General features: G+C 66.1%; 31 protein-coding genes. 3 read left to right on the plus strand and 28 right to left on the minus strand.

Annotated features, from left to right (window positions below):
• Window positions 1-187: 187 nt before the first annotated feature.
• The 16 genes from Psi01_RS22530 to Psi01_RS22605 form a co-directional block, all read right to left on the minus strand.
• On the minus strand, window positions 188-1,750 hold the full coding sequence (locus tag Psi01_RS22530; protein ID WP_204066051.1) for a hypothetical protein: 1,563 nt from the start codon (window positions 1,748-1,750) through the stop codon (window positions 188-190).
• Window positions 1,747-2,643, minus strand: a complete 897-nt coding sequence (locus tag Psi01_RS22535) for a bifunctional DNA primase/polymerase (RefSeq protein WP_204066052.1) — start codon at window positions 2,641-2,643, stop codon at window positions 1,747-1,749. The genes Psi01_RS22530 and Psi01_RS22535 overlap by 4 nt, the downstream gene beginning before the upstream one ends.
• Window positions 2,644-2,654: 11 nt before the next feature.
• Entirely contained in the window at window positions 2,655-2,942 is a 288-nt protein-coding gene (locus tag Psi01_RS22540) for a hypothetical protein (protein WP_204066053.1), read from the minus strand.
• Complete coding sequence (locus Psi01_RS22545) at window positions 2,939-3,787, minus strand: phosphoadenosine phosphosulfate reductase (RefSeq protein ID WP_204066054.1); 849 nt, start codon at window positions 3,785-3,787, stop codon at window positions 2,939-2,941. The genes Psi01_RS22540 and Psi01_RS22545 overlap by 4 nt, the downstream gene beginning before the upstream one ends.
• Window positions 3,788-3,808: 21 nt before the next feature.
• Entirely contained in the window at window positions 3,809-4,486 is a 678-nt protein-coding gene (locus tag Psi01_RS22550; protein ID WP_204066055.1) for a hypothetical protein, read from the minus strand.
• A 26-nt stretch (window positions 4,487-4,512) separates the two neighbouring features.
• The gene (locus tag Psi01_RS22555; RefSeq protein WP_204066056.1) at window positions 4,513-4,731 is read right to left on the minus strand and encodes a hypothetical protein; all 219 of its coding nucleotides are present in this window, start codon (window positions 4,729-4,731) and stop codon (window positions 4,513-4,515) included.
• 140 nt (window positions 4,732-4,871) lie between these two features.
• Window positions 4,872-7,160 carry an ATP-binding protein gene (locus tag Psi01_RS22560; RefSeq protein ID WP_204066057.1) on the minus strand — a complete coding sequence of 763 codons (2,289 nt, stop codon included), beginning with the start codon at window positions 7,158-7,160 and terminating at the stop codon, window positions 4,872-4,874.
• Window positions 7,157-7,504, minus strand: coding sequence for a hypothetical protein (locus Psi01_RS22565; RefSeq protein ID WP_204066058.1), 348 nt, complete (start codon window positions 7,502-7,504; stop codon window positions 7,157-7,159). The genes Psi01_RS22560 and Psi01_RS22565 overlap by 4 nt, the downstream gene beginning before the upstream one ends.
• Complete coding sequence (locus Psi01_RS22570) at window positions 7,501-8,433, minus strand: hypothetical protein (protein ID WP_204066059.1); 933 nt, start codon at window positions 8,431-8,433, stop codon at window positions 7,501-7,503. Before Psi01_RS22570 ends, Psi01_RS22565 begins: the two co-directional genes overlap by 4 nt.
• Complete coding sequence (locus tag Psi01_RS22575) at window positions 8,430-9,047, minus strand: M48 family metalloprotease (protein ID WP_204066060.1); 618 nt, start codon at window positions 9,045-9,047, stop codon at window positions 8,430-8,432. The genes Psi01_RS22570 and Psi01_RS22575 overlap by 4 nt, the downstream gene beginning before the upstream one ends.
• Entirely contained in the window at window positions 9,044-9,241 is a 198-nt protein-coding gene (locus Psi01_RS22580) for a hypothetical protein (RefSeq protein WP_204066061.1), read from the minus strand. Before Psi01_RS22580 ends, Psi01_RS22575 begins: the two co-directional genes overlap by 4 nt.
• Window positions 9,238-9,744 (minus strand): hypothetical protein, encoded by a 507-nt coding sequence (locus Psi01_RS22585; protein WP_204066062.1) that lies wholly within the window; start codon window positions 9,742-9,744, stop codon window positions 9,238-9,240. Before Psi01_RS22585 ends, Psi01_RS22580 begins: the two co-directional genes overlap by 4 nt.
• Window positions 9,741-10,808 carry a RapZ C-terminal domain-containing protein gene (locus Psi01_RS22590; RefSeq protein ID WP_204066063.1) on the minus strand — a complete coding sequence of 356 codons (1,068 nt, stop codon included), beginning with the start codon at window positions 10,806-10,808 and terminating at the stop codon, window positions 9,741-9,743. The genes Psi01_RS22585 and Psi01_RS22590 overlap by 4 nt, the downstream gene beginning before the upstream one ends.
• A 23-nt stretch (window positions 10,809-10,831) precedes the next feature.
• Window positions 10,832-11,290 carry a DUF3307 domain-containing protein gene (locus Psi01_RS22595; protein WP_239127927.1) on the minus strand — a complete coding sequence of 153 codons (459 nt, stop codon included), beginning with the start codon at window positions 11,288-11,290 and terminating at the stop codon, window positions 10,832-10,834.
• Window positions 11,291-11,474: 184 nt separating this feature from the next.
• The gene (locus tag Psi01_RS22600) at window positions 11,475-11,831 is read right to left on the minus strand and encodes a WhiB family transcriptional regulator (protein WP_204066064.1); all 357 of its coding nucleotides are present in this window, start codon (window positions 11,829-11,831) and stop codon (window positions 11,475-11,477) included.
• Window positions 11,832-11,860: 29 nt separating this feature from the next.
• Window positions 11,861-12,034 (minus strand): hypothetical protein, encoded by a 174-nt coding sequence (locus Psi01_RS22605; RefSeq protein ID WP_204066065.1) that lies wholly within the window; start codon window positions 12,032-12,034, stop codon window positions 11,861-11,863.
• Window positions 12,035-12,260: 226 nt separating this feature from the next.
• On the opposite strand from Psi01_RS22605, the gene Psi01_RS22610 reads away from it, so the two are divergent.
• The gene (locus Psi01_RS22610; RefSeq protein ID WP_204066066.1) at window positions 12,261-12,926 is read left to right on the plus strand and encodes a GntR family transcriptional regulator; all 666 of its coding nucleotides are present in this window, start codon (window positions 12,261-12,263) and stop codon (window positions 12,924-12,926) included.
• Between the two features lie 54 nt (window positions 12,927-12,980).
• Here the strand turns inward: Psi01_RS22610 and Psi01_RS22615 are convergent, their stop codons facing one another.
• The 9 genes from Psi01_RS22615 to Psi01_RS22655 form a co-directional block, all read right to left on the minus strand.
• Window positions 12,981-13,724, minus strand: coding sequence for a hypothetical protein (locus Psi01_RS22615; RefSeq protein ID WP_204066067.1), 744 nt, complete (start codon window positions 13,722-13,724; stop codon window positions 12,981-12,983).
• Window positions 13,725-14,109: 385 nt separating this feature from the next.
• Complete coding sequence (locus Psi01_RS22620; protein WP_204066068.1) at window positions 14,110-15,159, minus strand: hypothetical protein; 1,050 nt, start codon at window positions 15,157-15,159, stop codon at window positions 14,110-14,112.
• Window positions 15,160-15,555: 396 nt separating this feature from the next.
• Entirely contained in the window at window positions 15,556-16,857 is a 1,302-nt protein-coding gene (locus Psi01_RS22625) for a hypothetical protein (protein ID WP_204066069.1), read from the minus strand.
• A gap of 185 nt (window positions 16,858-17,042) precedes the next feature.
• Window positions 17,043-17,999 carry an SRA domain-containing endonuclease gene (locus tag Psi01_RS22630; RefSeq protein WP_204066070.1) on the minus strand — a complete coding sequence of 319 codons (957 nt, stop codon included), beginning with the start codon at window positions 17,997-17,999 and terminating at the stop codon, window positions 17,043-17,045.
• Window positions 18,000-18,820: 821 nt separating this feature from the next.
• Window positions 18,821-19,228, minus strand: coding sequence for a DUF4189 domain-containing protein (locus Psi01_RS22635; protein ID WP_204066071.1), 408 nt, complete (start codon window positions 19,226-19,228; stop codon window positions 18,821-18,823).
• 125 nt (window positions 19,229-19,353) lie between these two features.
• Window positions 19,354-20,586: a hypothetical protein gene (locus tag Psi01_RS22640; protein ID WP_204066072.1), complete on the minus strand. Its 1,233-nt coding sequence runs from the start codon at window positions 20,584-20,586 to the stop codon at window positions 19,354-19,356.
• Between the two features lie 347 nt (window positions 20,587-20,933).
• On the minus strand, window positions 20,934-21,866 hold the full coding sequence (locus tag Psi01_RS22645) for a phosphatidate cytidylyltransferase (protein WP_204066073.1): 933 nt from the start codon (window positions 21,864-21,866) through the stop codon (window positions 20,934-20,936).
• A 1-nt stretch (window position 21,867) separates the two neighbouring features.
• Window positions 21,868-22,476, minus strand: a complete 609-nt coding sequence (locus Psi01_RS22650) for a lysophospholipid acyltransferase family protein (RefSeq protein WP_204066074.1) — start codon at window positions 22,474-22,476, stop codon at window positions 21,868-21,870.
• On the minus strand, window positions 22,469-23,098 hold the full coding sequence (locus tag Psi01_RS22655) for a CDP-alcohol phosphatidyltransferase family protein (RefSeq protein WP_307819255.1): 630 nt from the start codon (window positions 23,096-23,098) through the stop codon (window positions 22,469-22,471). Before Psi01_RS22655 ends, Psi01_RS22650 begins: the two co-directional genes overlap by 8 nt.
• A gap of 353 nt (window positions 23,099-23,451) precedes the next feature.
• Between Psi01_RS22655 and Psi01_RS22660 the strand changes: the two genes are divergently transcribed.
• Window positions 23,452-23,673 carry a hypothetical protein gene (locus tag Psi01_RS22660; protein WP_204066076.1) on the plus strand — a complete coding sequence of 74 codons (222 nt, stop codon included), beginning with the start codon at window positions 23,452-23,454 and terminating at the stop codon, window positions 23,671-23,673.
• 265 nt (window positions 23,674-23,938) lie between these two features.
• Window positions 23,939-24,313 (plus strand): peptidase inhibitor family I36 protein, encoded by a 375-nt coding sequence (locus tag Psi01_RS22665; RefSeq protein WP_204066077.1) that lies wholly within the window; start codon window positions 23,939-23,941, stop codon window positions 24,311-24,313.
• Between the two features lie 48 nt (window positions 24,314-24,361).
• Here the strand turns inward: Psi01_RS22665 and Psi01_RS22670 are convergent, their stop codons facing one another.
• The 3 genes from Psi01_RS22670 to Psi01_RS22680 form a co-directional block, all read right to left on the minus strand.
• Window positions 24,362-25,015, minus strand: coding sequence for a maltokinase N-terminal cap-like domain-containing protein (locus Psi01_RS22670; protein WP_204066078.1), 654 nt, complete (start codon window positions 25,013-25,015; stop codon window positions 24,362-24,364).
• A gap of 238 nt (window positions 25,016-25,253) precedes the next feature.
• Window positions 25,254-25,544 (minus strand): hypothetical protein, encoded by a 291-nt coding sequence (locus Psi01_RS22675; protein WP_204066079.1) that lies wholly within the window; start codon window positions 25,542-25,544, stop codon window positions 25,254-25,256.
• Between the two features lie 16 nt (window positions 25,545-25,560).
• A complete protein-coding gene (locus Psi01_RS22680; protein WP_204066080.1) occupies window positions 25,561-26,013 on the minus strand; it encodes a carboxymuconolactone decarboxylase family protein in 453 nt (150 codons plus the stop codon).
• Between the last annotated feature and the right edge of the window lie 117 nt (window positions 26,014-26,130).

Below are 26,130 nucleotides of genomic sequence, written 5' to 3' on the forward strand. Positions count from 1 at the left end.
TTGCGGAGATAGAAAATTCTGGAGTGACTCCATCTCCGCAAACCGGGGGTCATCTCCGCAAAATCTGCGGAGATGCGGAGATAACAGATCGGTAACTGCTTCTATCTCCGCAACTGTTTCCGCTGGTAGAGGGCCGGTCTGCGGAGATGCGGAGATGCGGAGATGTTTCAGCGCTTCTCCGGCCGGCTCAGGCATGGCACTCGACCCAAAACGTGTTTCGGTCGCCGCGGTCGTTCTTGGCCGAGCGGATCACGTAGTCTCCGCGCCACCGGCCGACCTGGCCGGTCAGCAACCGGCCCAGAGCCAGGGCGTTGGGCAGGCGACCGCTATGGGTGGTGATGAACTGGCCGTCCCAGCGATCGTGCTCCTCAAAGCCGACGCGGTCGGGCTCACCGGAGCGACGCAGCTCCGCGGCGGTCATGGGTTGGGGGCCGTGCAGGGCGTGCCAGCAGGCCAGGAAGGCCCGCCAGCGGGTTTCGTCTTCGTCGATGTCGCGCACGTCGGCGGCGTTGGTCAGGAAGCCGTCGATGTGGTGGTGCGCGAGGAAACCGCCCAGGGCGTGCGCCCAGGGGGTGAATTGGCGCATCGACAGTCCGGAGGCCCGCGGGGCGCCCTGGTTGGTCCAGTCAAGAACGAGGATGAGCAGGTGCCACAGCACGGTGTGCTGGTTGGCCGGCACCGTGATCCATTGGTCCAGATGCGGGATGCCGAACCGGGACTGGTCACGCTGTTCGGGCCGGGGCATGTTCGGATCCAGGTGCACCCGCACGGTGCGCGAGGCCATGTCGCCGCCGACTTGGAGGTTGTTGCCGGTGGCCATCCATAGCCGGTCGTTGACGGTGGCCACGTTGCGCGAGGCGCCGAGTTGCCGATCCGACCAGACTCCGGCGGTGACCAGCAGGGCCAGGGTGGGTGAGTCGATGACGGTGCCTTCGGCCAGGTTGTCCCAGACCACCACGCCGACCTGTTCAGCCAATACGGCGGTGATGCTCTTGCGGAGTTCTTCTTCGGTGTAGGCCCACGGCATGACGCGCTGGCCGTAGAGCATGCCGGGGCCGCCGGTCAGGATGGATTTGCCGGAGGCGGGCATGGTGGCATCGATCAGCGCGAACGGGGTCAGTGAGCGGGTGAAGTGCCGCAGGATCGGTGTGACCAACAAGGCGATGTAGTTGGCCCGATCAGCCGGGCTCGCCCACGGAAAATCCCGCAAGAAGCGATTGAGCAAGAAGTCGCGGGCGGTGTGCACCTGCTCTTCGGTGGGATGGTCCGGCACCGGCGGCAGCGCCACCTTGGCGGCCAGATACAGCCCCGTGGCCGGGTCATAACCGGGGTGCTGCAACAAGGTGCCGTCGCGGCGCAGTACCGGTGCGCCGATCACTCCGCGTAGCGGCGGCACCCCGGGCCAGGTCTTGCCGGCCAGCACTGAGGAGAGGATCTCCCGGGGCGGGGTGACCTCTTGTTCATACATCTCCATGCCGCCGTCGCTCTTGCGCGAGCGCAGTTGGTAGACGTAGGCGTGTTCGGCCAGCAGACCGGCCAGCGTGGCCGGGGTGATCGGGCTGGCAGTGACGGGAAGGGGGGAGTCCTCATCGGCGGCCGGGTTGACCTGACCGCCGGAGACGGTCTCCATGTGCACCAGAGCGCCGCCGCAGACGTAGGTATCGGGCAACAGCTTGCCGGTCAGTTCGGCCTTGAGGACGCGGATGGTTTCGGGTCCGGAGCCGACTTGCACTCGCGTGGAGCCGTTCATGCGGGCACGCTTCGGGGCCGAAGAGCGCCGCGGCGGAACCCGGAGCGGATGGTCTTGCGGGCCGGGCCTTCCGGGTAGCCGATGCGTGCGGCGGCCTCCAGCAGGAGGGTTTCCACGCTGGCCGCATCCAGCGCGCCACCGGCCACGAGCTGTCCCAGGGAGGCGGCGGCCCCGTACAAGGTGACGTTGCGGTTGCCCTCGCAGGCAGCATTGATCTTTTCCAGGCTCGCGCGGATCGCGGTATCCAGGTAGGCGCCGCGGCGCCCGAAAAGCACCGGCAGCACGACGGGTCGTGGTGGCGGTAACGGGACGGGGCGCAGCCGTTCGGCCAGCCAGGCCGGGAGCGGCGCCGGGGATGTGGCGTGTAGCACCGCATAGGTGCCGGCGCCGTCCGGTAGGTCCACGATGCTGCCGGGGCCGACGACGTAGCCGCCCTCGGCGCGGGTGTCTATCTTCCAGCCCAGGCCGGTGCCGCGTTCGCCGGAGGTGTTGCCGAGATGGATGCCGTCCGGGGCGGTGAAGTACAGGTGTGTTCCCCCGCTTCTGGTCCGGACCGTGAATGTCTCCCACGGCACCGGTTGGCCAGCCTGCTCACAGATCAGGGCGAAGACGTCGGCGCCGTCGCTGACGCCGGGAAGGTCCCAGCGGGCGGGCGGGTGTTCGTCGGGCTTGGGCACATCCAGGTCGATCACGACCAGGTGAGAGGGGCCGCAGGCGATGCCGACGTTGCAGGGCGTGCGGGTCCAGAAGCGGCGGATGGTCTGCGGGTCGGTGGTGTGGCGCTGCTTCCATGGCCAGTCTTTGAGCGGCACCTTGTCGCCGGGGACGAGCGGGAAGACACGCCAGCCGCGAGCGGCGGCGGCCAGCGCGTAGCGCAGCTGTGGGGTGCTCACAGGAGTCTCCTTCAAAACAGGGCGTCCGGGACGGGGACAGCGTGGGTGCGGCTCTTGCGGCGCAGGGCCAGCAAGGCGGCATGGCAGCCGTCGCAGATGGCCATGAACTCCTCCACCGGCAACTCGGCGGCCAGTTCGGCGCGGATGTCGGCGCGCGGCACGGCGCGCAGTGGCGTCTGTTCGGTGTGCATGGTCAGGCAGGCGCCGCCACCGGCCTTGTGGGGCCGTCCACAGGCTGTGGAGGAGTCGGCGCGGCATTGGCAGGTGCCTGCTGCGCGGGCGATGACTTGGCTAATCATGTGAAGCACCAGCCGGAGTCACAGGCGCCGTCGCCGAAGTCCAGTGGCAACACGTCACCAACGGGGACTACTTTGGCGAGCGGGGCGCCGCGCCGGGTCAGCCAGACCGGGTCCTTGCCGAGTTCGGTGCGGCGGGTGTTGAGGTGGGCTTCCAGTGCGCATGCGCGGGCGAACAGCTCTGGTTCGGTGCGGCGCATGTCGGTCCAGGCGCTCAGCCGGTGCAGCGGACAGAACCAACACGAGGACTTCGGGGGGACGGGCAGGCCGGCGGAGCGGATGATGCGCGGGCAGTCGGCGCGGCGGATGCGCAGATCCAGCAGCGGGTAGACGATGCGCTCGTGTGGCTCGCAGCGGCGATTGTTGGCGCGTTCGATCTCGTCCAGGCTGATACCGATGCCGATGGTGGCGGGGTTATCGGCGGTGGCGCCGTGGGCCTTGAGCCAGCGGCCGATCACCCGAATCTTGAAGTCGGCTGTACAGCTCCGGGTGCCGGGGGCGCCGTTGGACATGCGTACCGGGATCGGCAGGGATCGGGATTCAGGCTTGGTCAGCCGGCCGTAGAGGGTTTCGGTGGTGCCGTCGCGGCGGGTGCGAGCCAACTGGTGGAGGGTGATGCCGTGGGCAGCGGCGAACGGCGCGGCGTATTCGGCGAGGTAGCGCAAGGTGGCGGGGTGTTCGGAGTCGTCACCGACGTTGGCGAACAGGAAGGTGCGAAAGGCCAGTTCGCCGCGGGCGGCCAGGACCAGGGCGGCGGTGGATTGCCAGCCGCCGCCGTAGCTGAAGGTCTCCAGGCCGGGGACGGGCTCTGGCGCTGGGATGGCGGGGGCCGCGGTGGTGATGGTCATGACAAGGTCCTCCTTCCGGCGTTAGGCCACTCGCTGTGCGGGCGGCGGGGTGGTCAGCCAGTCGGTGAGCGGGTCCGGGCTGGCGGCGTGGTCTGTGCTGCGGCCCATAGGCATGGCCAGACCGAGGAAGTGGTTGCCGCAGGTGATGACCATGCAGCGGCCCATCGGGCGCATCTTCAGGGGCAGGCCATCGCGTGAGGCGGTGCGGAAGCGGGCCAGGAAGGCGGGGTTGAGCGCGACTGCGCGGGCAGCGGTCACCACTAGCTCGGGTTTCTGTTGCAGTTGTTCGGCCAGCCAGGGCCGCCAGTGCAGCAGGGGGGCGAAGGCCGGACGGTTGGGCAGGTGGTAGCTGATCTGCGGGTCGCTGAGCTGGTCGATGCTCAGCCCTTCAGTGGTGAGGGTGAGTCGCACGCGGGCCCGGGCTTTGATCTGGCGGACGATTGCCTGAAGGGCGGCGGCGGCCACGGCCCCGGTGAGTGGACTGGATGCCGTTTCGGGCAAGGGGTGGCGGGCGAGGGCCAGGGTGTAGCGGTCGCTGGCCAGCGCGTGCAGCATGCCCCCGGATGCGTCGAGGATCACCACAGTCAGCACGGGCAGGGTGTCATCGATGCCCGCGTGCGGCAGGACCGCGCCAAGGAACTGACGCAGTTCACGGCCGGTCATCTCGGTGGTGGCCTCGGGGTGGCGGGTGGTGGTCATGGTGGTGAGCTCCTTGGATGTGGGGGTTATCGGGTGCCGTTGCGGTGGATGCGGCGGAAGTGCGCATAGAGCTGCCAGCCGATGCGCGGGCGCATCCCGGTGCCGGAGCAGGCACGGCAGGTGCGGTTCTTACCGCCCGGTGCGCAGCGGGCGCAGCGTCCCCAGGGCGAGGCGAGACAGAAGCCGATGTAACAGAAAGTGACGATGGGCAGGCAGAGGACTAGCAGGACGATGGCGCTTGCCATGAGGGCCTCCAGGGCCGGTTTTCGGGGTTTTCGCAGGTCGCGCTCTAGGTGCTAGGTCGCTGGTAGATCAGGAAATGGGGCTCTAGGCGGGCCTCTAGGTCTAGAGGGGGAAGCCTCTAGACTTAGAGGCGAATCCAGGCTCAGGAACCGGCGCCGGAACCCTTCTTTCCGTCACGTTCCGTGATGGCGTTCAGGACGTCGTCCCAGGCGATGCCGATCCGGTTGGCGCCCTTACCGCCACCGGGCGCAGTGCCCCAGACCTGTCCCGTCTTGACGCCATACGGCTTCAGAGCGTTGGTGAGTTGCGCGGTCTTGGCCGGACCTTCCTGCTCCGCCCACGGGCCGTAGACCTCGGGGCGCAGTTCGGCCAGCCGGTCCACCACGATCTCGTTCCACACCTTGGCCTCGCTCCCGACGCGCACCGCGGCGACGTCGGCCAGCAGGTCATAGGCGGGCGCGCTGGCCTCGGGCTGGTCTCCGGCGGCGTGGCCGGTCAGTCTCCCGGCGGCCTTACGCAGGGCATGCGCCCGATCGGCGATGAGCTGCGTGGCGGTGGTGTCGAGATAGGCGGCCTTGACCACCTTGGGCATCGGGGTGGCACCGACCAGGTAGCCGGTTCCGGCGTCGCCACCAATCTTCGGCGGGCCGGGTACGAACAGCGTGGCCCGGATGCCGTTCTGGTAGGCCGACGTGCCCAGGATCATGTCGTTTTCGACCTGACCGGCCACCCGCAGGCAGAACCGGATGGACACATTCGCGCTCACGCCGGTGGGCAGGCTGTTTTTGTCCGGGCGCTGGGTGGCCAGGATCAGCACCACGCCCAGCGCGCGACCCAGCTTGATGACGAACTCGGCGTCCTCACCGGCCTGCTTGCCGTAGACGGGATGGGCGAACAGGTTCTGGCACTCGTCGATGATGCAGGCCAGCGGGTGCAGACCGAGTGAGCGCTTGTCGGCGATGGCCCGGGTCACCTTGCGATCCGGGCACAGGTCCGGCGGCAGCGTCTTGAGCACCCCGGCGCGGCGCATGACCTCCTTCTTCAGCAGGGCCAGCGAGGCGGCGGCATAGCCGATGGACTCATCGTCGATGCCGGAGACGTAGCGGTGGCAGACCTTCTCATACGGGTCCAGGTCGCCGGAGCCCTTCAGCTCGTGGAACCACGGCTCGGTGGTCGGGTCGAGCACGATGCCCGCGCCCAGCTCGCGCACGGAGGCGGTCTTGCCCTGGCCGGGCTGGGAGCCGATCAGCATGTTGTTTTCGATGAACGGTACGGTGATCAACCGTCCCCGCGGGTCGTTGCCGAACGGGATGCCCTTGAACACATCGTGGCTGGCGGCCTTGAGCAGGGGCGAGGTGACGATGGTCTTGGACAGGTCCCGATCCCCGACCCACAGGATCAGCCGTCCCTCGTGCACGGAGGAGTCGCCTTCGGGCCAGATGCAACCCAGCGGACGGCGCAACGCACCCGACAACTGCTTGCGCTTGTCCATGACGTCGCCCACGGTCACCCCGTAGGGCAGGTCGATGTCCGCACGCCAGCCGGGGCCATCGCGGGTGATCGGGGCCACAAACCGGATGGCATCACCGGGGTTCTTGGCTAGGGCCTGGGTGATTCCGGCGATGCTCAGCGCCGACAGGGCGCGGATGACGATGTCGCTGGTCAGCTTCTCTACCCGGGTCGGCAGAACCGCGCGGTCAATGAGCGGCCGGTCGGCCGGGCGGCCGACGATACCCAGGACCGCTATCGCGGCAGCGAGCGCCGTCCATTGGGCCGCGGTGGGCGCGGAGGCGACCATGAGCGAGGCGATCAGCAGCGTGACCAGTGCAGCCCCGGTTACCCAGACCCGTAGCCGTACCCGCGAATCGCGCTGGCGGGACAGCTTCAGGTAGGACTCGGGGTCGGCCTTGATCACGGTGGCCATCCGCACCGGCTCGCCTTCCAGGTCGAGGGTCCAGCGCGTCATGCCGTAGACCAGGCGGGCCAGTCCGCGCGGGGCGCGCAGGGTCAGCCGGGTGGCATACAGCGGGGTGCGGGCGAGCTGGTAGCCGGTCACGTAGGCGGCATACTCACCCGCCCACTTCAGGGTCTCGATGGCCTCGGTGCGCGAGCGCAGCCACAGCGGCACGATCGGCCGGCGGGTGCGGTTCTTGTCGGCCAGCTCAGATCGCCAGTCGCGCTCCGCCTCTCCGGGCTGATCCACCCGAACGATCTCGCCCTCCAGCACCGGGCCATCGGCCGGGGCGTCCTGCTCAGGGGTGGTGGGCGGGTAGGGGTGGCGGCGCTCGCGAGCGGCCTCCAAGGAGACCACCTCAGCGCCGGAGGCGTCATCTGGGCCGGTGGCCGGTGCAACCGGCGAGTGCTCGGGTAGGGCGGTCAGCTCGATGGGCGGGGTGGGGTGGTGGCCGTTGGTGGTCGGGTGGTCGGTCATGATGGGGTCACCTCGTTGCCGTTGCTGCGGGCGGGGTTGCGGGGCGCGGCCACTGTTCTTGGCGGAGTGGGGGCCGCGTCCCGTACGGGACGGATCGGGGACGGGGTGCGCTCGCCTGCCATCTGCTTGATGGCCTGGGCGCGCTGCTCCATCGCGCGGTAGACGGTTTGCAGGGCGGCGAGCACCTGATGTACGGCGGCGCTCTTGCCCTGGCCGGGCCGTGCGCCGATCAGCCAGTCATTGACCTGGTCGGAGCCGGACAGGATCATCTGACCTTCATCGACCGTGAACACGACCGGCAGGTCAGCCGCGGTGGGCTCGGTGGGTGGGGTGGGCGTTGTCATCGGGTCTCTCCTTCAGCCAGGGCGTCGCGCACCGCGCGGGCGCTGTCCATGCCGCATCGCAGGGTCCGCTGAATGCGGTTGGCGCTGGGAGCGGCGGGCAGTGCGCCGTCGTCGATCAGCCGTTGCGCGTGTGCGGTCAGGGTGGTGATGTCGGTCCTGCCGGGGCCGGTGTTGGCCCTGTACGCAGGGTCGGTAAGGGCGCCGTGGTCCAGGCCGGTGAAGGCGGCCAGGATGATGGGCAGGGCGGTGACGATGGCTACCGCGACGATCGGTCCCAGGATGTGCAGCACCAGCCGGGAGAAGCTGAAGTGCTCTGCCATGAGGGGCAGGTACGGCCAGGCGTTCATACCGACCGTCAGGGCCAGGAACAGCCACTCGATGCGGATCAGGGCGGGGACAGTAATGGGCTGGCCGCGGGTGGCGGTGTAGGCGCGGGCGCCGACGATGACCAGCAGGGCCAGCGACAGGAACGGCTCGACCAGCCAAGCGAACACCCAGGCCGGAGACCAGGCCGGGGCGTCGTCGGCGGCGAACGCCTGTACACCCGCAGTAGACCAGGCCAACGCGAGAGTCAGCGAGACCAGAGCGGCGGTGACCAGCAAGCGCCGCATCCGGGCGGCCTGCCAGGCCCGCATGGTCGGGTCCTGAGCCAGCGCGTGCAGTCGGGCGGCCTCGTGGGCAGCTTTACGGCGCTTGCGGACCTTGGGCGTATCCAGCAGCAACGGTGTGTCGTCGTCCTGAAGGTCGGCCAGGGCGTGCGCTTCGGCGACTTCGGCGCGAAGCTGCCGCACGCGTCGGGTCTCGCCGGGGATGACCGGCGGGCGCGACGCCCGGCGGGCAGCTTCTTCGGCGAGGAGGTGTTCCAGCGCGGCCAGGCCGCGCGAGACGTCCTCGGGCGTGGGCTCCGGGGTTGGGGTGGTGACGCTCATGCGGGGGTTCTCCTTGCGGCGGTCGTGCGGGGGTGGGTGATGCGGTGCAGTCGGGCGCGGGTGGCCGGATGGCTGCCGATCAGCCAGCCGATGCGCGCATACCAGTGCGGTTCGTCGGCCAGGTGCGTGGTGAGCGTGGCGGCGACGATGGCGGTTCCGGGCTGGCCGATGCGATCCAGCAGCACGGCGGCGTAGGCATCGGCGGCGTACTCGGCGCGACGCTGGCACCAGGTCGAAGCCAGGTAGGCGGTGATGGCGACGATGGCCAACGTCAGGACCAGGGCGCCGGGCAGGCGTGCGGCCCAGACCAGCGCGGCACCAAGGGCCGACCAGGCGCTTAGCCGCTCCAGCACCGGTACGGCCGGGGCGGTGGGGTGGCCGAGGGCGTGATGGGCGATCTCGTGGGCGATGGTGCCGTGCAGCGCGGCCGATCCAGTGTTGGCCAGCAGGTCCGTGCCGATGCCGACCAGCGGCACCGGAGTGCAGCGCCGGATCTCGGCACAGGCGTTGTCGCCCAGCTCCGGGGCCAGGTAGACCAGCAGGCCGGGCAGGGCGGCGGCGGTGCGCAGGGTGCCGGCCAGCTCCGCCACTGCGGCGGGAGAAGGGGCGCTCATGCCGTCCACCCCCGCTTCCAGCAGGCCGGGCAGTAGGGCCGGTCGCACCAGTTGGCCGGGCAGGCCGACCAGGAACGGGCCACAGCGTCGGTGTGCTGGCCGTGCATGGCCGCGCGAGTGATCAGGTGTCGGGCGCGAGCCCAGATCAGCAGGTCGTCCAGGTGTACCCGCAAGGACAGGGCCAGGGTGGTCATGCCGCCCACCTCCGTCCCAGAGTGGCGGGGTGGGGGCCGGTCCAGGTCCGGCGCAGCCGATCAACGGCGGCGATGTCGGGCAGGTCCTTGGGACGGCGGGCGGCCTGCTTCCAAGCCAGCACATCCCCGAGCCGCATGAACGGCAGGCCGTCGATGAGATCGGCGGTGGCGATCAGGCGCTCGGTGGGCCAGCCGGGGGTCCAGCGGTCCACGAACTCGATAGCCGCGTGCGGGTGGTGGATGACCAGGCCGTGCCCGGACAGGGCCGGGCACGGGGCACCAAGCGTGGTGACGATGTCCCAGGCCGGGCCGGTGGCCAGCACGTCCAGATCCCCCAGGCGGGCACGCAGGCCACGAATGTAGAGGGCGGCCGATCCGCAGATCACATAGCAGCCGCGCGGCAGGTGCAGGGCGGCCAGGGTGGTGAACAGTCCGGCCGGATCGGTCAGCAGCACCCGCGGCGTAGGGCTGACGTCGGGGGCGGGGAGCAGGGTGAGACTCATCGGTGGACTCCCTTCGGCAAAACGGGCTTGGCGATGTCGCGGTGCTCGGTGGCGGCGCTGATGGCGAGGTCACCCAGCGCACTGGCCAGGGCTTCAGCCAGGGTGACCGAGCGGTGCCGCCCGCCCACGCAGCCGATGGCGATGCGCACCGGCCGGCCGGTGGAGATCTGGGGCAGCAGGCCGAGCGTGACGAGGGTCAGGAAGCGCACGGTGTCGGTGGCGCCGGGGGTGGTCATCACGTGCTCGCGCACCACCTCATCCAGGCCGGTGCGATGCCGCATGGCCGGGTCGTGATGCGGGTTGCGCAGCGAGGCGCGTACATCCAGGGTGAGGTCCGCCTTTGGCGGGATGGCGTGGCCGTAGCCGAAGGAGATGACGATGACCTCCGGTTTCGGCTGGTCGAGGACGTCACGCAACAGGGCGGTGTGCGCGGCGAAGATGGTCCCGCCGTAGACCACCTTCAGACCGGCGGCCAAGGCGGCGTAGTCGTCGGCGCGCACCCACGCGGCGCGGGCGGCGTCGTCGGCCGCGACCACGGCAGGCAGCTCGGCGCGGTCTACGGTCCCCAGGTGGCAGCGGGTGGGAACGGTGACCATCCAGGCCTCATCGGAGGCGCGGGGGTCGGGCACATATCGAGCCGGGAGCGGCTGCCAGTGCGCGCCCTCTTCCAGGTGCAGGCCGGTCTCTTCGGCCAGCTCGCGCACCGCGGCCTCAGCCGGGTCCTCGCCGGGATCCACGCATCCGCCGGGCAGGGCCCAGCCGTGACCATCTTCGCGCTCGACCATGACCAGCCAGCGGCGGCCATGTTCGTCGGTGGCGGTCACGATAGCGTCGGCGCAGAGCTGCTCTCCCCAGTGGCCCAACTCGTTGCGGCCGTAGCGGATGCCGGTGGGTGCGTACGGGTTGACGGGACGACCGTCCACCACGGCGAACGGGATCGCGGCGGCGGCCTGTCGAGGAGCCCAGCCGATCCGGCTCGGGTCGGTCTCCGGGTCGGCCCAACCGTCGCGGATGCCGATGGTCAGGACGTCGGGGTGGGTGTAGGTGCGGGTGGTGGTGCTCATAGTTGGCAGGTCTCCTTGGACGGTCAGATGGTGATGATCAGGGCGGCGATGAACAGCCACCCGATGTGCCAGGACTGATCGAGGGCGTAGGCGCCGGTGCCCAGGTGGGATGTGTCATCGCGGCCGGGGCGCGGGGCGCCCAGCTCGTAGAAGCCGCGCTTGCCGATCGCGGTAGCCAAGGCGGCGAGGGTGACGCGCCGGTCGGCCCAGTAGTGGGAGACGGCGTCCACCGCCAGTCCGCCCAGCAGGGCCAGCGGGTGCACCCTCAGGCCGGTGAACAGCGCAAGCGCGGCCAGCGCCGCGGCCTTGGTCAGGGCGAGGGTGGCTACGTGCTTCAGGCAGGCGATGCGCCCGGCGGTGGTGGGCGCGGCCTTGGCGCATGCCTGGTGGTGGGTCTGCACCCAGTGGTCGCCCACGCTATGGGCGGCAAACAGGGCGGCGAAAGTCGCGGCGAAGGCGGCCAGGTCGGTGGTCATTGTCATGGGGATCACCTCGTAAGTCAGAAAGAACGGGAGCGGGCCAGACGGCGGCACATCCGGCAGGCACCGATACAGCGGCCCCCGTGGATGGGGCAGCGCTGGATCTGGCGGGCGGTGGTGCCACAGCGGTGGCAGCTGGTGGCGTGGTGGGAGCGGGCGCCACAGTCCAGGCAGGAGAAGCGGACCATCACGCCACCTCGCGGGCGTTGGGGGTGGCCATGGTGCGGATCTCGTCGGCCGTGTGACCGGCCCACACCCCGACCGCGGGGCGGATGGCCAGGGCGTAGGCCAGGCACTCGGTACGCGCCGGGCAGATCGCGCAGATCTCCTTGGCCACGGCCTCGCGGGCCTCGCGCACCGAGTCGGGCTCAACCTCATCGGGGCCGGTGAACAGCTCCGCGTCGGTGGTGTCGCAGGCCGGGCCGGCCTCGATCAGCGCGTTACGCAGATCGGCGATGTCGTCGGCGCCGAGCCGGGCCAGGTGGTAGCACTCGGGACGAATCTTGTCCCCACCGGCGGTGGGGAGAAGCGGGACGGTTCTCATAGTGGTGGGCTCCTTGTCTGTGGTCGGGGTCAGCCGAAGTTGCTGGCGAAGGTGCCGATGGCGTCGGCCAGAGCGATCAGGCCGTTCAGGGCGCTGGTGGCGAAGTTCGCGGCCTTCTCGGGCTGGCGGACGATGAAGATCAACGCCAGGACCAGGAGCAGAGTTGGGAGGAAGCGGCCGGTCTTCGTCGGGGTGGGAAGCATCGAACAGGTCCCTTCAGGAAGTCGTTGTCGCACTCCGGCGGCAGATCAGTGCACAGGCTTCTGACCTGGGCGGATCGCCTTCTGAGTGCTTGGGGTGACTTGTCCATGTGGAGTGGGTCACAGAATTAGCGTATACGTAACTTCGTATACGCACAAGCCTTGGGTATACGATGCTGCGTATACGCTCAAGGCATCACTGAAGAGCAATGAAGGGATTGATCACCAAGTGCCAGAACCGGCCTACGTCCGTATCGCGGGCGAGTACGCCCGGCGCATCCGTGCGGGAGAGCTCCCGCCCGGCGTGCAACTACCGAGCTACGCCGAGATCGCCCAACAGAACGGCGTGTCGGACATCGTGGTTCGGAAGGCGATCGAACTGCTCCAGAGTCAGGGGCTCGTCCGATCCGTGCGGAGGAGGGGAATCTTCGTCGCCGACCGGCCCAACCTCGTTCGGGTTTCTCCCGAGCGCCAGATGGAATCCGCCGAGCGCACGTTCCAGAACGAAACCGATCGAGACATTCGGGTAGAACGCGAGACTGAGCAGATCCCCGCTACCAGCGAACTTGCGGAGGCTCTGGGCCTCGCGGAGGGTGAGCTCATCACCCACGTCATCACTCGGGCCAGCGAGGATGGCCGGCCGATCTCGATCTCGGACACCTACCACCCGGTGGATGTTGCCGATGTATCGGGGGCCGACTTCCTGGAAGAGACTGTCTCGGACCAGCTACCGACATCACTGCATGCCGAGTGGTTGCGTACAACCCCCGGCGATCTCGTCAAGACGGTCCAGCAGCGGTTTCTCTCCACCGATGATCGGATCATCATGATCTCGAATGTCTCGTACCCGAGAGATCGCTACGACGCCTTCGTGTTTCGTATGGCCCTCAAGTAGAGAAGAAAGAAAAAGGGGGCGCCGACCAAGTCGGCGCCCCCTTCTGCTGTGTCCTTACCTCCGGACCCAGCCCTGTGCGACGTCTGCCTCTCTCCACCACGAAACGAAGTTCGCATCTACGGAGTCCAACCTCCAGCGGGCTGACAGGGCGTCAAAGAAGGCATCGTTGCCGGTCTTGCCCCCCTTTGGCTCTCCGATGTACAGGAGTCGCTTCCCCCCGGATTCCTCGAACGACGCCAGCGCCTCAGACGACATCGTGTCCCCCCATCCGGGCGGCCAGCAAAGAAACAGCACGTGATCGGCCACTTGGACACGATTCGCGAAGCCGTGAAGGTCATTGACGGGATGCCATACATCCGCCTGCCCAGCCGCTCCAGGGAAGGAGACGTTCTTCGTCTTGTCTGGCGGCTCCACGTCATACGCCTCAACGACCAGCCCCGAGCGCGACAACTGCGCTGCCCAGTAGCCCCGACCTGCCCCCAGCTCCACGATCGGGAGATCAGCACAGAAACGGGACATCCACTCGATGGTCTGCGGAGAAGGTATCGCGTAGGCGTATGCCGCCTGCAAGACCATCTGCGCAAAGGCGAGTCGCGCGCTTCCTTCCGCTCGACCACCGTTCACCACGCGGCGGCCCTCGTGCTCGAACACGAACGGTTCAACGATGTCCCAGTAGGGGTTGGGACTCGCATCGCTTCCGCCGGTCATGAAGTGTACGATCCGCAAGTCGAACGCCGCGTCAGCATTGGCGTCGCCAGTCCCTGGCAGCTTTGTCACCATATCCAGGTACTCAGCCACCTTGGGATACTCGGTCTGAAGTCGCTGCTCATCGTTCAGCAGCGCAGTGAGTTCGTCCCATCGGGCTGATGTCATAGTCAACCGAGCCATGCAGACGAGTTTCTCGCACTAACGCCGCCTACGCCAAGCTTTCTGACGTATCCGCAGTAGACTTTCGAGTTACCAACCAGGGTGTAGAGGCATCCTTCGCCGCCAAGTCGGCCATGATATCGATTATATCGACCTCGCCTGAGCAACGAACATGTGGCCGCCGCTTGCAGCATGACGGTGCTCATACTTAAGCCTACGGAATGGGCTGATGATGCTGCCTACGCCAGGGAGCGCGTCTAGAACTCTCCGTCCGCCGTAATTCCAGAATTAATCAAACCTAAATAAGATGGCCACCTTAAAATACTTGCGGCCCTCTCCACTCGGGAGGTTTTGTTGCTAAATTCCCTGCTTCAAACATCATTTCGGCAGTGGCAAGCGCCTGGCTAAACGACCAAGCATCTACCCAGGACTTCCCGTTTACGTGATTAAGCCAATCTATTTCCCTGAGTCGACTTAGCAAGATCCGGTAGGGTGTATCTCTGATGGCAACGATCGCATTATCGGTAATAGCCCACTGAGGGAGATAGAGTTGTACCACTCTTCCCAATGGTTCTCTGACTCCATTTGCGCCTGTTTCCTTCGAGTGTGCAATCTCAAGGAGTTTTCTGAGATCAGAAAATATCCGTCCTGGATCGAATGCCGCATCCCCAGGGTAGAATCCGCCCGCTTGAGTTAGTTCGGCTATTTCTATAAGCACATCTTCGGCGGTCTTGTCGCTTGTAAACCTAATACGATTGAGTTCTGACCCGTCTTGTTTCTCTAGCTTGAGAAGTATGTCGTCGCCTGATCGTTTCTTTAACAGGACGAAACGCACGTATAGATCGGTATCAAATAGCTCGACACGACACCCGTCTTCAGATATAAGTCCCAGCCGATCCGCTCGGGCAAGCGCAGCCATCAGGGAAGTGTGCGAGGGCTCTTCCTCCACCGCACTAAACCTTCTGCTGTCTTCTTCCCTGGTTGCAGAAATTCGGGCTATTACGTTCGCCGTCAACTGTTCGCGCGTGACACGCAACTCATCCTTTGCTTCTGCTATCTCTTCGGAGAGGTTTATCATTTCGGATGCCACTCTATCCTGGCGCTCTTCAATGCCCCGTTGAGACTCCTGTACTTCGCCAATGCGACGCTCAATACGCTTTTGAACAAGAAGCAGAGGGCCGAAAACCAGGAACGCCGCTCCGACTTCTGTGAGAAACCCAGAGAACCAATCTTCGCCCTGGATAATCCAAGAAGCAAAGACGCATAGTCCACCGAATATACAGGCGACGACGCCAGCCCTCCAACGTCTGCCGTGTGAAAACCATGCCCGTAGCGACATAAGGTCCTCCGTACAGTCAATCAGCATCTTGGATTGAGCTTAGATTGGTTTGTTCCTGCCTGTTGTCAGAACACCATGTCGTGGCTGGATGCCGAACGCTCCAGCGTAGTAGCTTACCCGTTGACAACGTCGACAGCGTGGGGTGTTTGCGCAGGTGAGGCCATATTTTGAAGAGGATTGTGACCGTTGATACTTAAGCGATGGCTCTGACCTGTGAAGACCCTCAGACCTGTCGATTCTTTCAACGGTTACGGCCCCGCAAAGACCGGTGCCGGCGGGGATGCTTCTCCTTATGGCCGTCCCAGTGTTGAGCGGGCCGCAGTGGTTCGACCAGCGCCCATTGTAATCGGTGAGATCAGGAGGTAGAAAGGGCATCGTGTCACGCCTGCGGTTATACCCGTATGCAGGACGGCAAGCACCTTCTTAGAGATGCTTACTCGTCCTTCTCTTCACATTCCATAAAAAATACATGTCAGACAACTGAACAGGGCCGAGATCATCATAATATTTATAGATGTGTGTTAGTGATGTGGCTGCAGCAGCGACACCTGTTGCGATAATCAATGGAATTGACCCTATTAGGCCAACTGAGGTAATAGTTGATCCCAGGGCAACACTTGCGCCCGTCTTTGTGGCGAGCGCTCGCCGGCTGACTCGTAGACGCCTTTCGATGTCAGCAAGTGCGGGAATAATATACTCGCTTTCCACTGCGCGAGCTATATCCTTCGGGGCAGCAGAACCGCGTTTATCTATTTGGGATCGAATGGCCTCCCTGAGAGCACGACGGAAATTCTCGAAGTATGGCTCCTCGTCCTCCCTGAGCTTTATCAGATCACTCAGCGGTATTCCTTCAATGGAAGGAAGCGATAGGTCAAGAGCCACCGCTACTTCATCCGCTACCTCTTGTTTTTTATCCAGCCAGGACGCAGTAAGCGATTTAGCAAGAGGAATCTTGAAGTGTTCTGACGAGTCGTAGTCTGACAGGAGTCCATAGGAGCACTCCTCGAAGACCCGATTAATCACGTCTTCACGACGTGGCCTTCGGCTTTTTGGGCCAGCGATCATGACTCTTGTCGGTTCGGAGAAGAAGCTGTGTGTGACCGTGAACCACCACTTATGAGGAATCCAGTATGATGTGATGCTAGCCTCATCTCGCAATCGTGCCTTTATGTAATCGATCGTCTCTCTGTCGTAGACCTTCTCGATGATGAAATCTAGAGTATTTCCTTCGTGTTTCGCTCTGCAGTTGGCGCAGATATGGGCTCGTATACTTTTACGATCGAATACAATATGCCGATCAAGACCAATGTCTCGCATATATAGCAATAAGCGAACCTGGTCAGATAGGGTGTGAATAAGCCCACCCCTATCCTTCTTTTTTATTTTATTTATGCGATTGAGGAAGCTGTCGGCCTTATAGCCCTCCACAACTATGTGATTGAAATATGTTAAAATTTTTGGATAGTTGAATTCGATGTCCTCCTGCTTGCAGGTGAAATCCAAGCACCCCATGGTGCCGGACAGGTCAATTCCCCGACCAGCCATGATCGCAGCTTCGGGCATCTGGCGGTCTGATGGATGAGTTGGTGCCTCTTTTGCAATTTCTACGAGTCTTGCCACTGGGCCAGGGTACTGGAACAGGTTGGCAACTCTTTCCGGGTCATGTATTTCGTATTCATCAATCCATTTATATAGCCAGTAATCATTGGCGGTAAGGGTTGTCATGTGGGTGCTCCATATATGCACTTATCAGCTCGCCGTGAAGTACGTAGCGTAACGCTCACTCGAAGCTTGAGGCCAGCAGGTAAGAAGGTTGTTACCAAGCGCGCATTGGTTGAACCCTGGCAATGACTACAGAGCACTCAAGGGCCGCCGGCACATGGACGGCGGCCCCATTCGCGACCTAGCTCCTACAGGGCGAGGTCGGCCTTGCTGATGGCGTAGCCGCCTTTGGCCGGCCACATGATTACGATGTCCTGGCTGTGGGCGAGCGCAAGCAGGTCCGCGCGGGGCTTGCTAGGCAGCAGGATCGCCCGGGTCGCGCCCGGAAGGAACCGGCCGTAGTCGGCGAGCTGCCCGATCGCCATCCGCACGTTCTCCCGGGTGACGCTGCCCTTGGCCTCCACTAGGAGGTTCAGGTCCTTGTCGTACAGGTCGGTGAACAGGGGGCGGGTCTCCCCCTCGGGCAGCATCTGGTGCCGGCTGATGGTGTGCCCCTTGCCGCGGAGGTAGTCGGCCAGCGCCTGCACGAGGCTGGCCTCCTTGCGCTCAGCTTCGTAGGGCTCCTGAGCGGGGTTGACGAAACTGCGCTCGGTGAGCTGCTGCTCCAGCGGGAGCTCCTGCACGCGCTCCTCGGTGTCGGTGCGGCTGGCGGCGTCGAGCAGGCGGGCCAGCTTGGTCTGCGGAGGCTGGGGGTCGGTGTCCAGAGGCTTCAGACGGAAGACGATGACCTTGCGCAGGGGGCCGCCGCCAGTCTCCGGGGCATCCGCCTCGTACCAGGGGTTCTTGTCGTACACCTCGAACTCGCCGAGGTAGGTGATGGTGCCGCGGGCACCCTGGAAGACACGCAGGGCGCGCCCTTCCTGCTTGTGGTTGAGGATGCTGGCGTTGCCGGAGAGCATCCGCTGGTCGCCGTACTGGCCTTCGCCGCTGTAGTGGAACAGCCCATCAGGCATCCACCCGTCGAAGTAACCGTGCTTCTCGCCGGCGATGGGGTCGGTGAAGACGAAGACGTTCGGGGTGCGGCTGGACGGGCCGATGCCGCCCTGGGTGCGGCCCCCAAAGTCCTCATGGAGCTTCTTGCGCTCGATGGTCTGGCCGGGCTTGAGAGTCCACGCAGGAGAGACCGGGGAAGCCGGCGTGGTCATGTTTCCTCCACTAGCTCGTGATCGTTCACGTATCGCATCCGACATCCATGATAGAGGTCAACATCGGATGTCATGGACTTAGCTAAGAATCGGATGCCGATTTTCGGGATCCGATTGAGCTGCCTTGGGAGGTGGGTGGAGTAGGGAGCGGGCTGCCTACATGGCACCTTCCAGGTCTGGCAGTGTTCGCCGGCCTTCCTGTCAGCCCTGTGGTGGTGGCATCCGGCAAGTCGGTTCAGGTGCTTGCGAGGAAGCGAGGCCAGTGCGGGCAGGGCCGTGGATGCCCGTGTAGGAGACGTCTAGGACTTGATCGTGCCGAATGCGTGCCGAGATCCGGGCCTCAGGCGTGCCGGGTGAGGCGTTTCTGCTGGTCAAAGGGCATACGGCGACTGTGTGAGGCTTCCACTACGGATCAGAAGGTTAGGGGTTCGAGTCCTCTCGGCCGCGCCACACGAAGAAGGCCCTTGAACAGGCATCACGCCGTCAAGGGCCTTTCTGCTTTCTCGATCGTTCGGTCTCTTTGCCGACACCCTTGCTAACAGGGTGGCTTCCGGGCGGCCCCCCGTCACTCGCCCATCGCCTTGGCGGACACGTCACGCCGGGGGACGCTCCGTCCGCGCCGCCGGATTGTTCGGAAGGCTCTCGCGGGCGGTGAACCGCGTCCGCGAGAGCCTTCCGGAACATCGTGTGAGCGTGCTTGACCGTGCTGGAGGAGGGGGCGCCGCCGGTCGGCGGCTCCCGATGGAACCTGGTGAGATGCTCGGCGACTGTGGTCGCGTTCCGGCCGGCGTGCTCACCCCGTCAGGCGTTCACGCATCGCGTCAGCGGTAGCGCTTGGTGCACTGGTAGACGATCCAGCGGCCGCCGCCGGCGTTGGCGACGGCGTTCCTCTTCGCCTTGGCGGGAGTGCTCCCCCGGCCGCCCCAGTAGACGTTTCTCCTGGAGTTGTAGGCGACGGCGCCACAACCGTTGACGAAGGTGGTGAGGACCTTGCAGCTGGAGTGGCCGCACTCCCTCAGTGCCCGCCGCTTGGCGCTGCGCTCTGTTTTGTAGTCCCAGGACCTGCCGATATCGCCGTCCCGCGATACGGCGATGGCGCCGTAGTAGTAATAACGTGCTGCACTTTCCCCCGTCGTGGCGGCAGTAGCTGCTGCGGGGGACGCTGCGAGCGCCCCGCTCGCCATGAGGGCGCAAGCGGCGATGGCAGTGAGCTTCTTGCCTAACTGCATGGTGTTTTCCCCTTCGTGTCGTCCAGGTGGACGGCAACGTTGTGCTGGCGAGGAGAGTCTGGGGTGTGCCGCTTGCAGATCACTTAAACCGATGAATGATCACGGGAAGCCCGGGTCTGCGCCGGTCAGTTCGGGCAGGCGTCGCGGCAGGCGCCGAAGCGCGCGGTGTCCGGGCGGGTGAAGCCGGTCTCGGGCGTTCCCCGCACCGCCTCGGTCATCGCCTCCTTCCAGATCAGGCCGGGAACCGACGTGCCGTCCACCCGGGGGTAGTGGCGGCCGCCGATGGTGACGTCGACCAGGTCGTGCTCGAAGGCGCCGCGCGGGTCGCCGAGGCTGACGGCCGAGGCCAGCTCAGGGGTGTAACCGGCGTACCAGGCGGCGACGTAGGCGTCGACCGTGCCGGGCATGCCCGCAGCCTCGCGATCGATGCCCTTGAGGGCGCTCCCGGCCAAGGCGTCCGACAACAATCCGGTGACCGCGTCGGCGACCGCCGGGTCCAGGACCTGCCGGCAGCGCGGCGGGAAGGAGCGCGAGGCACCCGAGCCGTCGCGGATCTCCGTGATCACCGTCGGCTCACAGAAACGGCCGCGGGCGGCGAGGCTCGCGTAGGAGTTGGCCACCGAAACGGGGTCGACCTCGTCGATGCCCAGCGTGAACGCCTCCAGCTCCCGGAGCGGTCCTCCGTCGGCGCGCCTGAGCCCTAGCCGCTCGGCCATTCTGACGGTCTCGCACAGACCCACCTTCTCCTCCAGGCGCATGTAGAAGGTGTTCACCACGTCCCGGGTGCCTGATCGCAGGGTGACGAACCGGTCCCCGTTCTTCTCCAGGTTCAAGATGACGTGGGCCGGTTCGCCGACAGCCCGGCCGGCGCAGTCCTTGAACGTCGCGTAGTCCTGGGGGCGGTACTGGTCGGAGACGAGAAAGCCGTCGTCGTGCCGTAGGCCGGCCGCGAGTGCGGCGGTCAGCGTGTAGGCCATCGCCGTTGTGCCCTGCCGGAAGGCCGGCCCGTCGGCGGCCCCGCGGTTGGTGGCCATGGCCCTGACGGCGCCTTCGCCTGGAACGATCATGACCTGGGTGGCGATCTGCGGGTCGTCGCGGTGGACGTGGGCGTCGATGGCCTGTTGCGCCGCCCGCTGGAGCCGCTGGTCGATCGTCGTCCGGATCGTCAGGCCGCCGTGGGTGAGAAGCCGCGGGTCCTCGGCGACAAGCCGCTCTCTGACATGCCGGCAGAGGTAGGGGTACCCGCTGCCCGCGCAGTCGCCGGAGAACTCCTCGATGACGGCACCCTCGACGTCCAGCAGCACGCTCTTCCGGGCCGTGGGGGAAGCGGAGGCCGCGACGGAGGAATCCGAGGCCATGTGCTCCTCACCCGTACCGCTGTCCGCCGAATTCCGCAATATCAGGAGAACCGCGACCAGTGCCCCCGCCGTGGCGACGCTCAGTAGAACCAATAATGCCTTCATCGTTGCCCTTCGGCGCGTCCCGCTCAATATCTGGATCATCCGGGAACGGCGTGGTTCGGACAAGTACGGGGTCGCTTCTACGTTGAAACTCTGAATTATGCGTATTGCTGGGAAGCTACGTGCCGAGCCTCTTCAGTGAGCGGCATACGGCGAATATCGCACCCGCGTACATGCGGGACGCCCTCAGCTCTACGACCCTCAATTCATTGAGGATTACACAACGGTCCGGGAGCCTGCGGGGTTCAGGTGGCGAAGAAGTAGCGGGTCAGGTGGAAGAACAGGGGTGCGGCGAAGCACAGGGAGTCCACCCGGTCCAGCATCCCGCCGTGCCCGGCCAGCATCTCGCCCCAGTCCTTGGCGCCGAGCGAGCGCTTCACCGCCGACAGTACGAGGCCGCCGATCACGCCGGCCGCCACGATCGCGAGCGACATCAGTGCGGCCTGCCAGGGGGTGAACGGCGTCAGCCCGTGCAGCAGCACGCCGAGCAGTACCGCGGCCAGGCCGCCCCCGGCGAGCCCTTCGACGGTCTTGGAGGGGCTCACCTTCGGTGACAGCGGTGTGCGGCCCCAGAGCTTGCCGCACACGTACTGGAAGACATCGCTCGACTGCACGACCAGCAGGAAGAACAGCAGAAGCGGGCCCGTGTCGGAGTAGTAACCGGGGATCTCCAGCATCAGCAGCGCGGGGGCGTGGCTCAGGCCGTACACGCACACCATCAGCGCCCACTGGATCTTGGCGTTCCGTTCGAGGAAGCCGGTGGTGTCCTGCGACAGTGCGGCGGCGGCCGAGACGACGAAGAACACGTAGACCGGAATGAAGATCGCGAAAAGCCCGTACCAGCGGAACGCGAGCAGCGCGAACTGCACCGGGAGCGCGACGTAGAACGCCAGCAGCAGCGACGAGTAGTCGCCCTCCTCGGTCGGGGTCAGCGTGATGAACTCGCGGAGCGCGAAGAACGAGCACAGCGCGAACAACACGATCGTCGCGTGGCTCCCCGCGACGATCGCGGTGCCCGCGACCGCGATCATGACCCACCAGGCGTTGATCCGCTGGTTGAGGTTCAGCACCGTCGGGTTCTCCGGGCCGACGCGGCGCGCCAGGACCGCTCCCACCGTTGTCGCCGTGGCGAGCACCGCCACCATCCCGGCGATCGTCACCCAGAAGACGTACGGCATGTCAGCTGTTTCCCATCGTGATGACGGCGTCCCGAGCGCGTTGCAGGAAAGCGTCCTTCTCCTCGCCGGGCACCCGCTCCAGCGGAGTCCCGAATCCCACCCGGCACAGGAGGGGAACGGGGATCACCTTCCCCTTGGGCATGACGCGATTGAGGTTCGACAGATTCACAGGGACGAGTTCGACGTCGGGGAATTCCCCTGAGAGCCGGAAGATCCCACTCCGGAACGACCCCGGCTCCGGTCCCGCGCCCCGGGTCCCCTCAGGGAAGATCACCAGGGAGGCCCCCTCGCGCAGCGCCTCCCGCAGCGGGTCGAGCGGGTCACCCGTGCCCTGTCCCTGCCGGTCGACGAAGACGACGTCGAGCACGCGCCGCGCGACGAAGCTCCTGAGCGATGAGGAGTCCCAGTAGTCGCGCGCCGCCACCGGCCGTACGCCCCTGCGGAGCCGCGCGGGGAGGGCGGCGAGGATCGCCATCGTGTCGACGTGGCTGGTGTGGTTCGAGAAGTAGATCCTCTGGCGGCCGGTCGCCAGGGCGGACATGTATCGGGGGTGGGCGCCGACGACGATTCGCACCAGCCAGACCAGCGCCGTCCTGAGGAGACTAGACATCGGCTGCCCGCAGTCTCCTGGCGATGGCGCGGCTTCGGGTCCAGCACGTGACGGCCGAGCCGACGGCCACGACCGCTGTCGCCGCCTTGAGCGAGTACTGCGTCGCGGTCAGGAGGGACTCGACCGCGCCGGCGAGGCAACCGGTCGACAGGACGGCCATCCGGTGCTGCTTCGCCATCGGGCCGGGGAACTCCTGCTCGAAGCCGAGCGCACCCCCGAACACCCGGACATACGCGGTGGTCACGGCGAGAAGCGCGGCGAGCCACCCGATCTCGGGCAGCCCCGCGCCGTACCCCGCCCCGACGATGATGAGCGAGTCGGCGACACGATCCGGGAACTCGTTGTACAGCGCGCCGGTCGGGGACCTCTTCCCGCCTTCGACCGCGACGAGGCCGTCCAGCACGTTGCACAGCAGCCTCAACTGGATGAGCACCGCCGCGGCGAGGCATCCGGCCCATCCCGGTGCCCCGTACAGCGCCCATCCCGCCGCACCCGCGAACACCACGCTGGCGCAGGAGATCTGGTTCGGAGTGACCGGGGTACCGGAAATCCATGATGCGATACCGCGGACGACGCGGTTCGACCGGGACCTGATGGGCCGGCGGGCCGACGTCATGTCCATCCTCCGCCGACTCTTCCGGAAGCGGCGGACGCACCGCCGAATATCTCTGCCGTCACTGGATCAGCCGTATCCGATGCGTTAAAGGAGAGCGGTCAATCGCTCCGATGAACAGAACCCGCGAACGCGGTGATCATTGGTAGTTCTCGGCGCTTGACGGCTGCTTGCATCCTGATTGACCGCGTGTTCCCAGAGGGGAATCACCAAAGAAGCAGGGGAGCTAAGGCATATCCTCTTTTTGGAGGTTTCAGCCCTAAAGAGCTGTATATCCGAAGCTCTTTCCTGGTGCGAGGCAGGCCTCGGATCGGTTGGCTATGGTCTGCCCATATGGGACGACGCCAGCGGAGGCCGGCACCATGGAACGACAGCGCTATTCCGCCGCGGATATCACGGTGCTCAGTTGGGACGAGGCTGTACGCAAACGTCTCGCCATGTACTTCGGAGTCGATCGCCGGCATCCCGATCTCCCCACCAGGATCCTGGCTGCTCTGATCATGGACGCACTCCATCGCCACGATGGTGAGTGTGGTCGAAAGGCCGCGGCTGTCGTCAAGAGCTGGCCGGCACGCGACCTCTGACCCCTCCACGGGAGACCGGCGCGCCTGTGACCGACGGGACGTCGGCGACATACGAGCTCGACCCCTCGTACGTGGCCCGGGGGGCGGCGATCGCTGCCCCGTTTGAGGGTTTGGACCTGCATGGCGAGTGGTGCGCAGGGCAATCCCCGGCCGGCTCCGTCGTGGTGAGGGACCTGCGGCGGAGGTCATCTTGATCTTCACAACGCCGTCGGGGATAGTCGGTGTACCTGCGCGACCGTAGCTCATCGGACCTGGAAGGCACTGCATGAGAAGGTTTCTGCGTCGACGGTTCCTCGTTGCCCTCGCGCTGGCGTCCGTGACCGGGGCGCTCCTCAGCGCTCCTCCGGCGCACGCGGCGAGGTCGGACTGCCCCAGCAACGCCTTCTGCCTGTGGGTGGACGCCAACTATCCGGGAAGACCGTGGTCCATCGGGGGCGACTGGGACTACGGCACCTGCTGGAACCTGCCGCCGTCCATCAACAACAAGGCCAGCTCGACGTACAACCGGAGGGCTCGCGGCATCACCCTCTATGACGGTGCCAACTGCACGACCATGATCGGTGAGATCGGTCCGCAGAGGTTCTACCCGAACCTGAGCATCAACGACAGGATCACCTCGATCCGGTTCGAGTCCTGGTGATCGAGGACTGACCGGCGACGACGCCCCGGACGCGCTCCGCGGGCGGGCCTATCGGCCGGGGTGGAGGACGGCGAACAGGCCTCGGGTGCGGGTGCCGTCCGGCAGGTGCCAGGAGCCGGTGACGTGGCCGGTCGTTTCCGGGGGGAGGACGGGCGTGGTGTCCGGGGCGGGACGCAGGGCCCGGTGCAGACGCAGGGTGGTGCCGTACGGTGCGCGCAGTTCGGTGCCCGCCTGGTCGTCGGTGGCGGTGAAGTCCGTGGGGACGAGGGTGTCACCGGTGTAGGAGCGGGTGACCTCGCGGTCGGGGGTGTCGCTGGTGTTCTGGTCCTGGGCTTGGGCCCGGCCCTCGATCAGGGCCAGCAACTGGGCGACCAGCACCGGGTCGTGGCAGCCGTCGTAGGCCCAGCGCCGGCCCAGCACTCCGTGCTCCATGGTGCCGACGAGGGCGTGCTCGGCTTCGTCGAGCGGGGCGCCGCGGTAGGTGAGCGGCACCAGGTAGGCGACCGGCTGGGTGCCGGAGGTGTCGGTGACCACCATGAACTCGATGCCGACCTCGCCCTCCGGGTCGTCCAGGCGGAAGCCGCCGGCCTTGGTCAGTTCCGGTTCGCCCGTGCCGCCGGAGTACCACGGCCGGGAGGGGAGCCAGGCGGTGAGCAGTTCCAGCTTGGTCGGCTTCAGGGCGGTGTGGTGGATGACGGCCATGCCTGGGGTTCTCTTCCGTCGAGCGGGTTCCGATCTTCGCATCCTCCCATCCACCGGCCGTACGCCTCCATGCGTGTCAGTCCGGCGTCGGTCCGGCCGGCCCGTTCTCCCGTGGTTCCGAGTCGTTCACCGCCCGGCCCTTCGCGGAAACGGCTGTGAAGGGGCTCCCCGGACGGGGAGCCCCTTTCTGTGGTTCAGAGCCGGTGAAGCCACAACTCGACGCGGGCGATGTACGGCTTCAGCGCTCGTCGACGACCTGGCCGTTCTGCACCGTCGCGTCCTTCGTGAGCGCCATGGCCAGCGGGGCCTCCGGGAAGGTGGCGATGGCGGCGAGCGCGGCGCCCATCTGCGCGTCGCTCTCCCAGTGCCAGGTGTCGCTGTAGGTGCCGTCGTCGAGTTTGACCAGCCGGGTCGTCGTCAGCCCCGGGTGCGTCTCGCGGACGGTGCCGATCAGCGAGGCCCGGCGGGCCAGGAACTCCTCCAGGTCGGCGGGGTCGACCGAGTAGGTGTGGGTTCGGATGACAGACATGGGAGATCGACTTCCTTCACCAGGTGCCGGCGATCTGCCGGATGGGGGCGTTGAGACGGTTGAACAGGTTGGTCACGGCGATCATCAGGAGGATCGTGGCCAGCTCCTGCTCGTCGAAGTGGTCGGTGGCCGCGTCCCAGATCTCGTCGGGCACCGCGTCGGCGCGGTCGGCCAGCCGGGTGACGGTCTCGGCCAGCTGCAGGGCGGCGCGCTCGGCGTCGGTGTAGTACGGCGCCTCGCGCCAGGCGGACACCAGGCCGATCCGCTCGTCGCTCACGCCCGTCTTCCTGAGCTTCTTCAGCCCGCTGTCCACGCAGAAGCTGCAGCCGTTGATCTGGCTGACCCGCAGGTGCACCAGGTCCAGGAGCTCCTCGGGGACGCTCTGCGACTGGACGGCCTGCATCAGGCCCTGGATCGGCTGCATCGCGGCCGGAATGATCATGGCGGGGTTCTTCATCCGTGCTTGCATGTTCTCGCTCCTCAGCGGGTCGTCGTGCGGGCTTCGGCGGTGTCGTCGTGCTGGTCTCAACTGGTCGTCTTGCCTGCTCAGTGGTGCCGTCGTGCCGGTGAGAACGAGAATGTCCGC

It is taken from the genome of Paraplanobispora siamensis (assembly GCF_016863175.1).
In the GTDB taxonomy this organism is placed as follows: domain Bacteria; phylum Actinomycetota; class Actinomycetes; order Streptosporangiales; family Streptosporangiaceae; genus Planobispora; species Planobispora siamensis.

Excerpts from the sequence above, each read along its gene's own strand:
- Psi01_RS22645 (WP_204066073.1), bottom strand. The coding sequence starts at position 21,866 with ATGCCGTACGTCTTCTGGGTGACGATCGCCGGGATGGTGGCGGTGCTC.
- Psi01_RS22605 (WP_204066065.1), bottom strand. The coding sequence starts at position 12,034 with ATGCTTCCCACCCCGACGAAGACCGGCCGCTTCCTCCCAACTCTGCTC.
- Psi01_RS22575 (WP_204066060.1), bottom strand. The coding sequence starts at position 9,047 with ATGAGCGCCCCTTCTCCCGCCGCAGTGGCGGAGCTGGCCGGCACCCTG.
- Psi01_RS22670 (WP_204066078.1), bottom strand. The coding sequence starts at position 25,015 with ATGGCCGTCATCCACCACACCGCCCTGAAGCCGACCAAGCTGGAACTG.
- Psi01_RS22560 (WP_204066057.1), bottom strand. The coding sequence starts at position 7,160 with ATGACCGACCACCCGACCACCAACGGCCACCACCCCACCCCGCCCATC.
- Psi01_RS22545 (WP_204066054.1), bottom strand. The coding sequence starts at position 3,787 with ATGACCATCACCACCGCGGCCCCCGCCATCCCAGCGCCAGAGCCCGTC.
- Psi01_RS22565 (WP_204066058.1), bottom strand. The coding sequence starts at position 7,504 with ATGACAACGCCCACCCCACCCACCGAGCCCACCGCGGCTGACCTGCCG.
- Psi01_RS22625 (WP_204066069.1), bottom strand. The coding sequence starts at position 16,857 with ATGACAACCCTTACCGCCAATGATTACTGGCTATATAAATGGATTGAT.
- Psi01_RS22580 (WP_204066061.1), bottom strand. The coding sequence starts at position 9,241 with ATGACCACCCTGGCCCTGTCCTTGCGGGTACACCTGGACGACCTGCTG.
- Psi01_RS22600 (WP_204066064.1), bottom strand. The coding sequence starts at position 11,831 with ATGAGAACCGTCCCGCTTCTCCCCACCGCCGGTGGGGACAAGATTCGT.
- Psi01_RS22630 (WP_204066070.1), bottom strand. The coding sequence starts at position 17,999 with ATGACCACGCCGGCTTCCCCGGTCTCTCCTGCGTGGACTCTCAAGCCC.
- Psi01_RS22660 (WP_204066076.1), top strand. The coding sequence starts at position 23,452 with ATGGAACGACAGCGCTATTCCGCCGCGGATATCACGGTGCTCAGTTGG.
- Psi01_RS22680 (WP_204066080.1), bottom strand. The coding sequence starts at position 26,013 with ATGCAAGCACGGATGAAGAACCCCGCCATGATCATTCCGGCCGCGATG.
- Psi01_RS22665 (WP_204066077.1), top strand. The coding sequence starts at position 23,939 with ATGAGAAGGTTTCTGCGTCGACGGTTCCTCGTTGCCCTCGCGCTGGCG.
- Psi01_RS22540 (WP_204066053.1), bottom strand. The coding sequence starts at position 2,942 with ATGATTAGCCAAGTCATCGCCCGCGCAGCAGGCACCTGCCAATGCCGC.
- Psi01_RS22530 (WP_204066051.1), bottom strand. The coding sequence starts at position 1,750 with ATGAACGGCTCCACGCGAGTGCAAGTCGGCTCCGGACCCGAAACCATC.
- Psi01_RS22590 (WP_204066063.1), bottom strand. The coding sequence starts at position 10,808 with ATGAGCACCACCACCCGCACCTACACCCACCCCGACGTCCTGACCATC.
- Psi01_RS22555 (WP_204066056.1), bottom strand. The coding sequence starts at position 4,731 with ATGGCAAGCGCCATCGTCCTGCTAGTCCTCTGCCTGCCCATCGTCACT.
- Psi01_RS22550 (WP_204066055.1), bottom strand. The coding sequence starts at position 4,486 with ATGACCACCACCCGCCACCCCGAGGCCACCACCGAGATGACCGGCCGT.
- Psi01_RS22635 (WP_204066071.1), bottom strand. The coding sequence starts at position 19,228 with ATGCAGTTAGGCAAGAAGCTCACTGCCATCGCCGCTTGCGCCCTCATG.
- Psi01_RS22650 (WP_204066074.1), bottom strand. The coding sequence starts at position 22,476 with ATGTCTAGTCTCCTCAGGACGGCGCTGGTCTGGCTGGTGCGAATCGTC.
- Psi01_RS22675 (WP_204066079.1), bottom strand. The coding sequence starts at position 25,544 with ATGTCTGTCATCCGAACCCACACCTACTCGGTCGACCCCGCCGACCTG.
- Psi01_RS22640 (WP_204066072.1), bottom strand. The coding sequence starts at position 20,586 with ATGGCCTCGGATTCCTCCGTCGCGGCCTCCGCTTCCCCCACGGCCCGG.
- Psi01_RS22570 (WP_204066059.1), bottom strand. The coding sequence starts at position 8,433 with ATGAGCGTCACCACCCCAACCCCGGAGCCCACGCCCGAGGACGTCTCG.
- Psi01_RS22585 (WP_204066062.1), bottom strand. The coding sequence starts at position 9,744 with ATGAGTCTCACCCTGCTCCCCGCCCCCGACGTCAGCCCTACGCCGCGG.
- Psi01_RS22620 (WP_204066068.1), bottom strand. The coding sequence starts at position 15,159 with ATGCTGATTGACTGTACGGAGGACCTTATGTCGCTACGGGCATGGTTT.
- Psi01_RS22595 (WP_239127927.1), bottom strand. The coding sequence starts at position 11,290 with ATGACAATGACCACCGACCTGGCCGCCTTCGCCGCGACTTTCGCCGCC.
- Psi01_RS22655 (WP_307819255.1), bottom strand. The coding sequence starts at position 23,098 with ATGGACATGACGTCGGCCCGCCGGCCCATCAGGTCCCGGTCGAACCGC.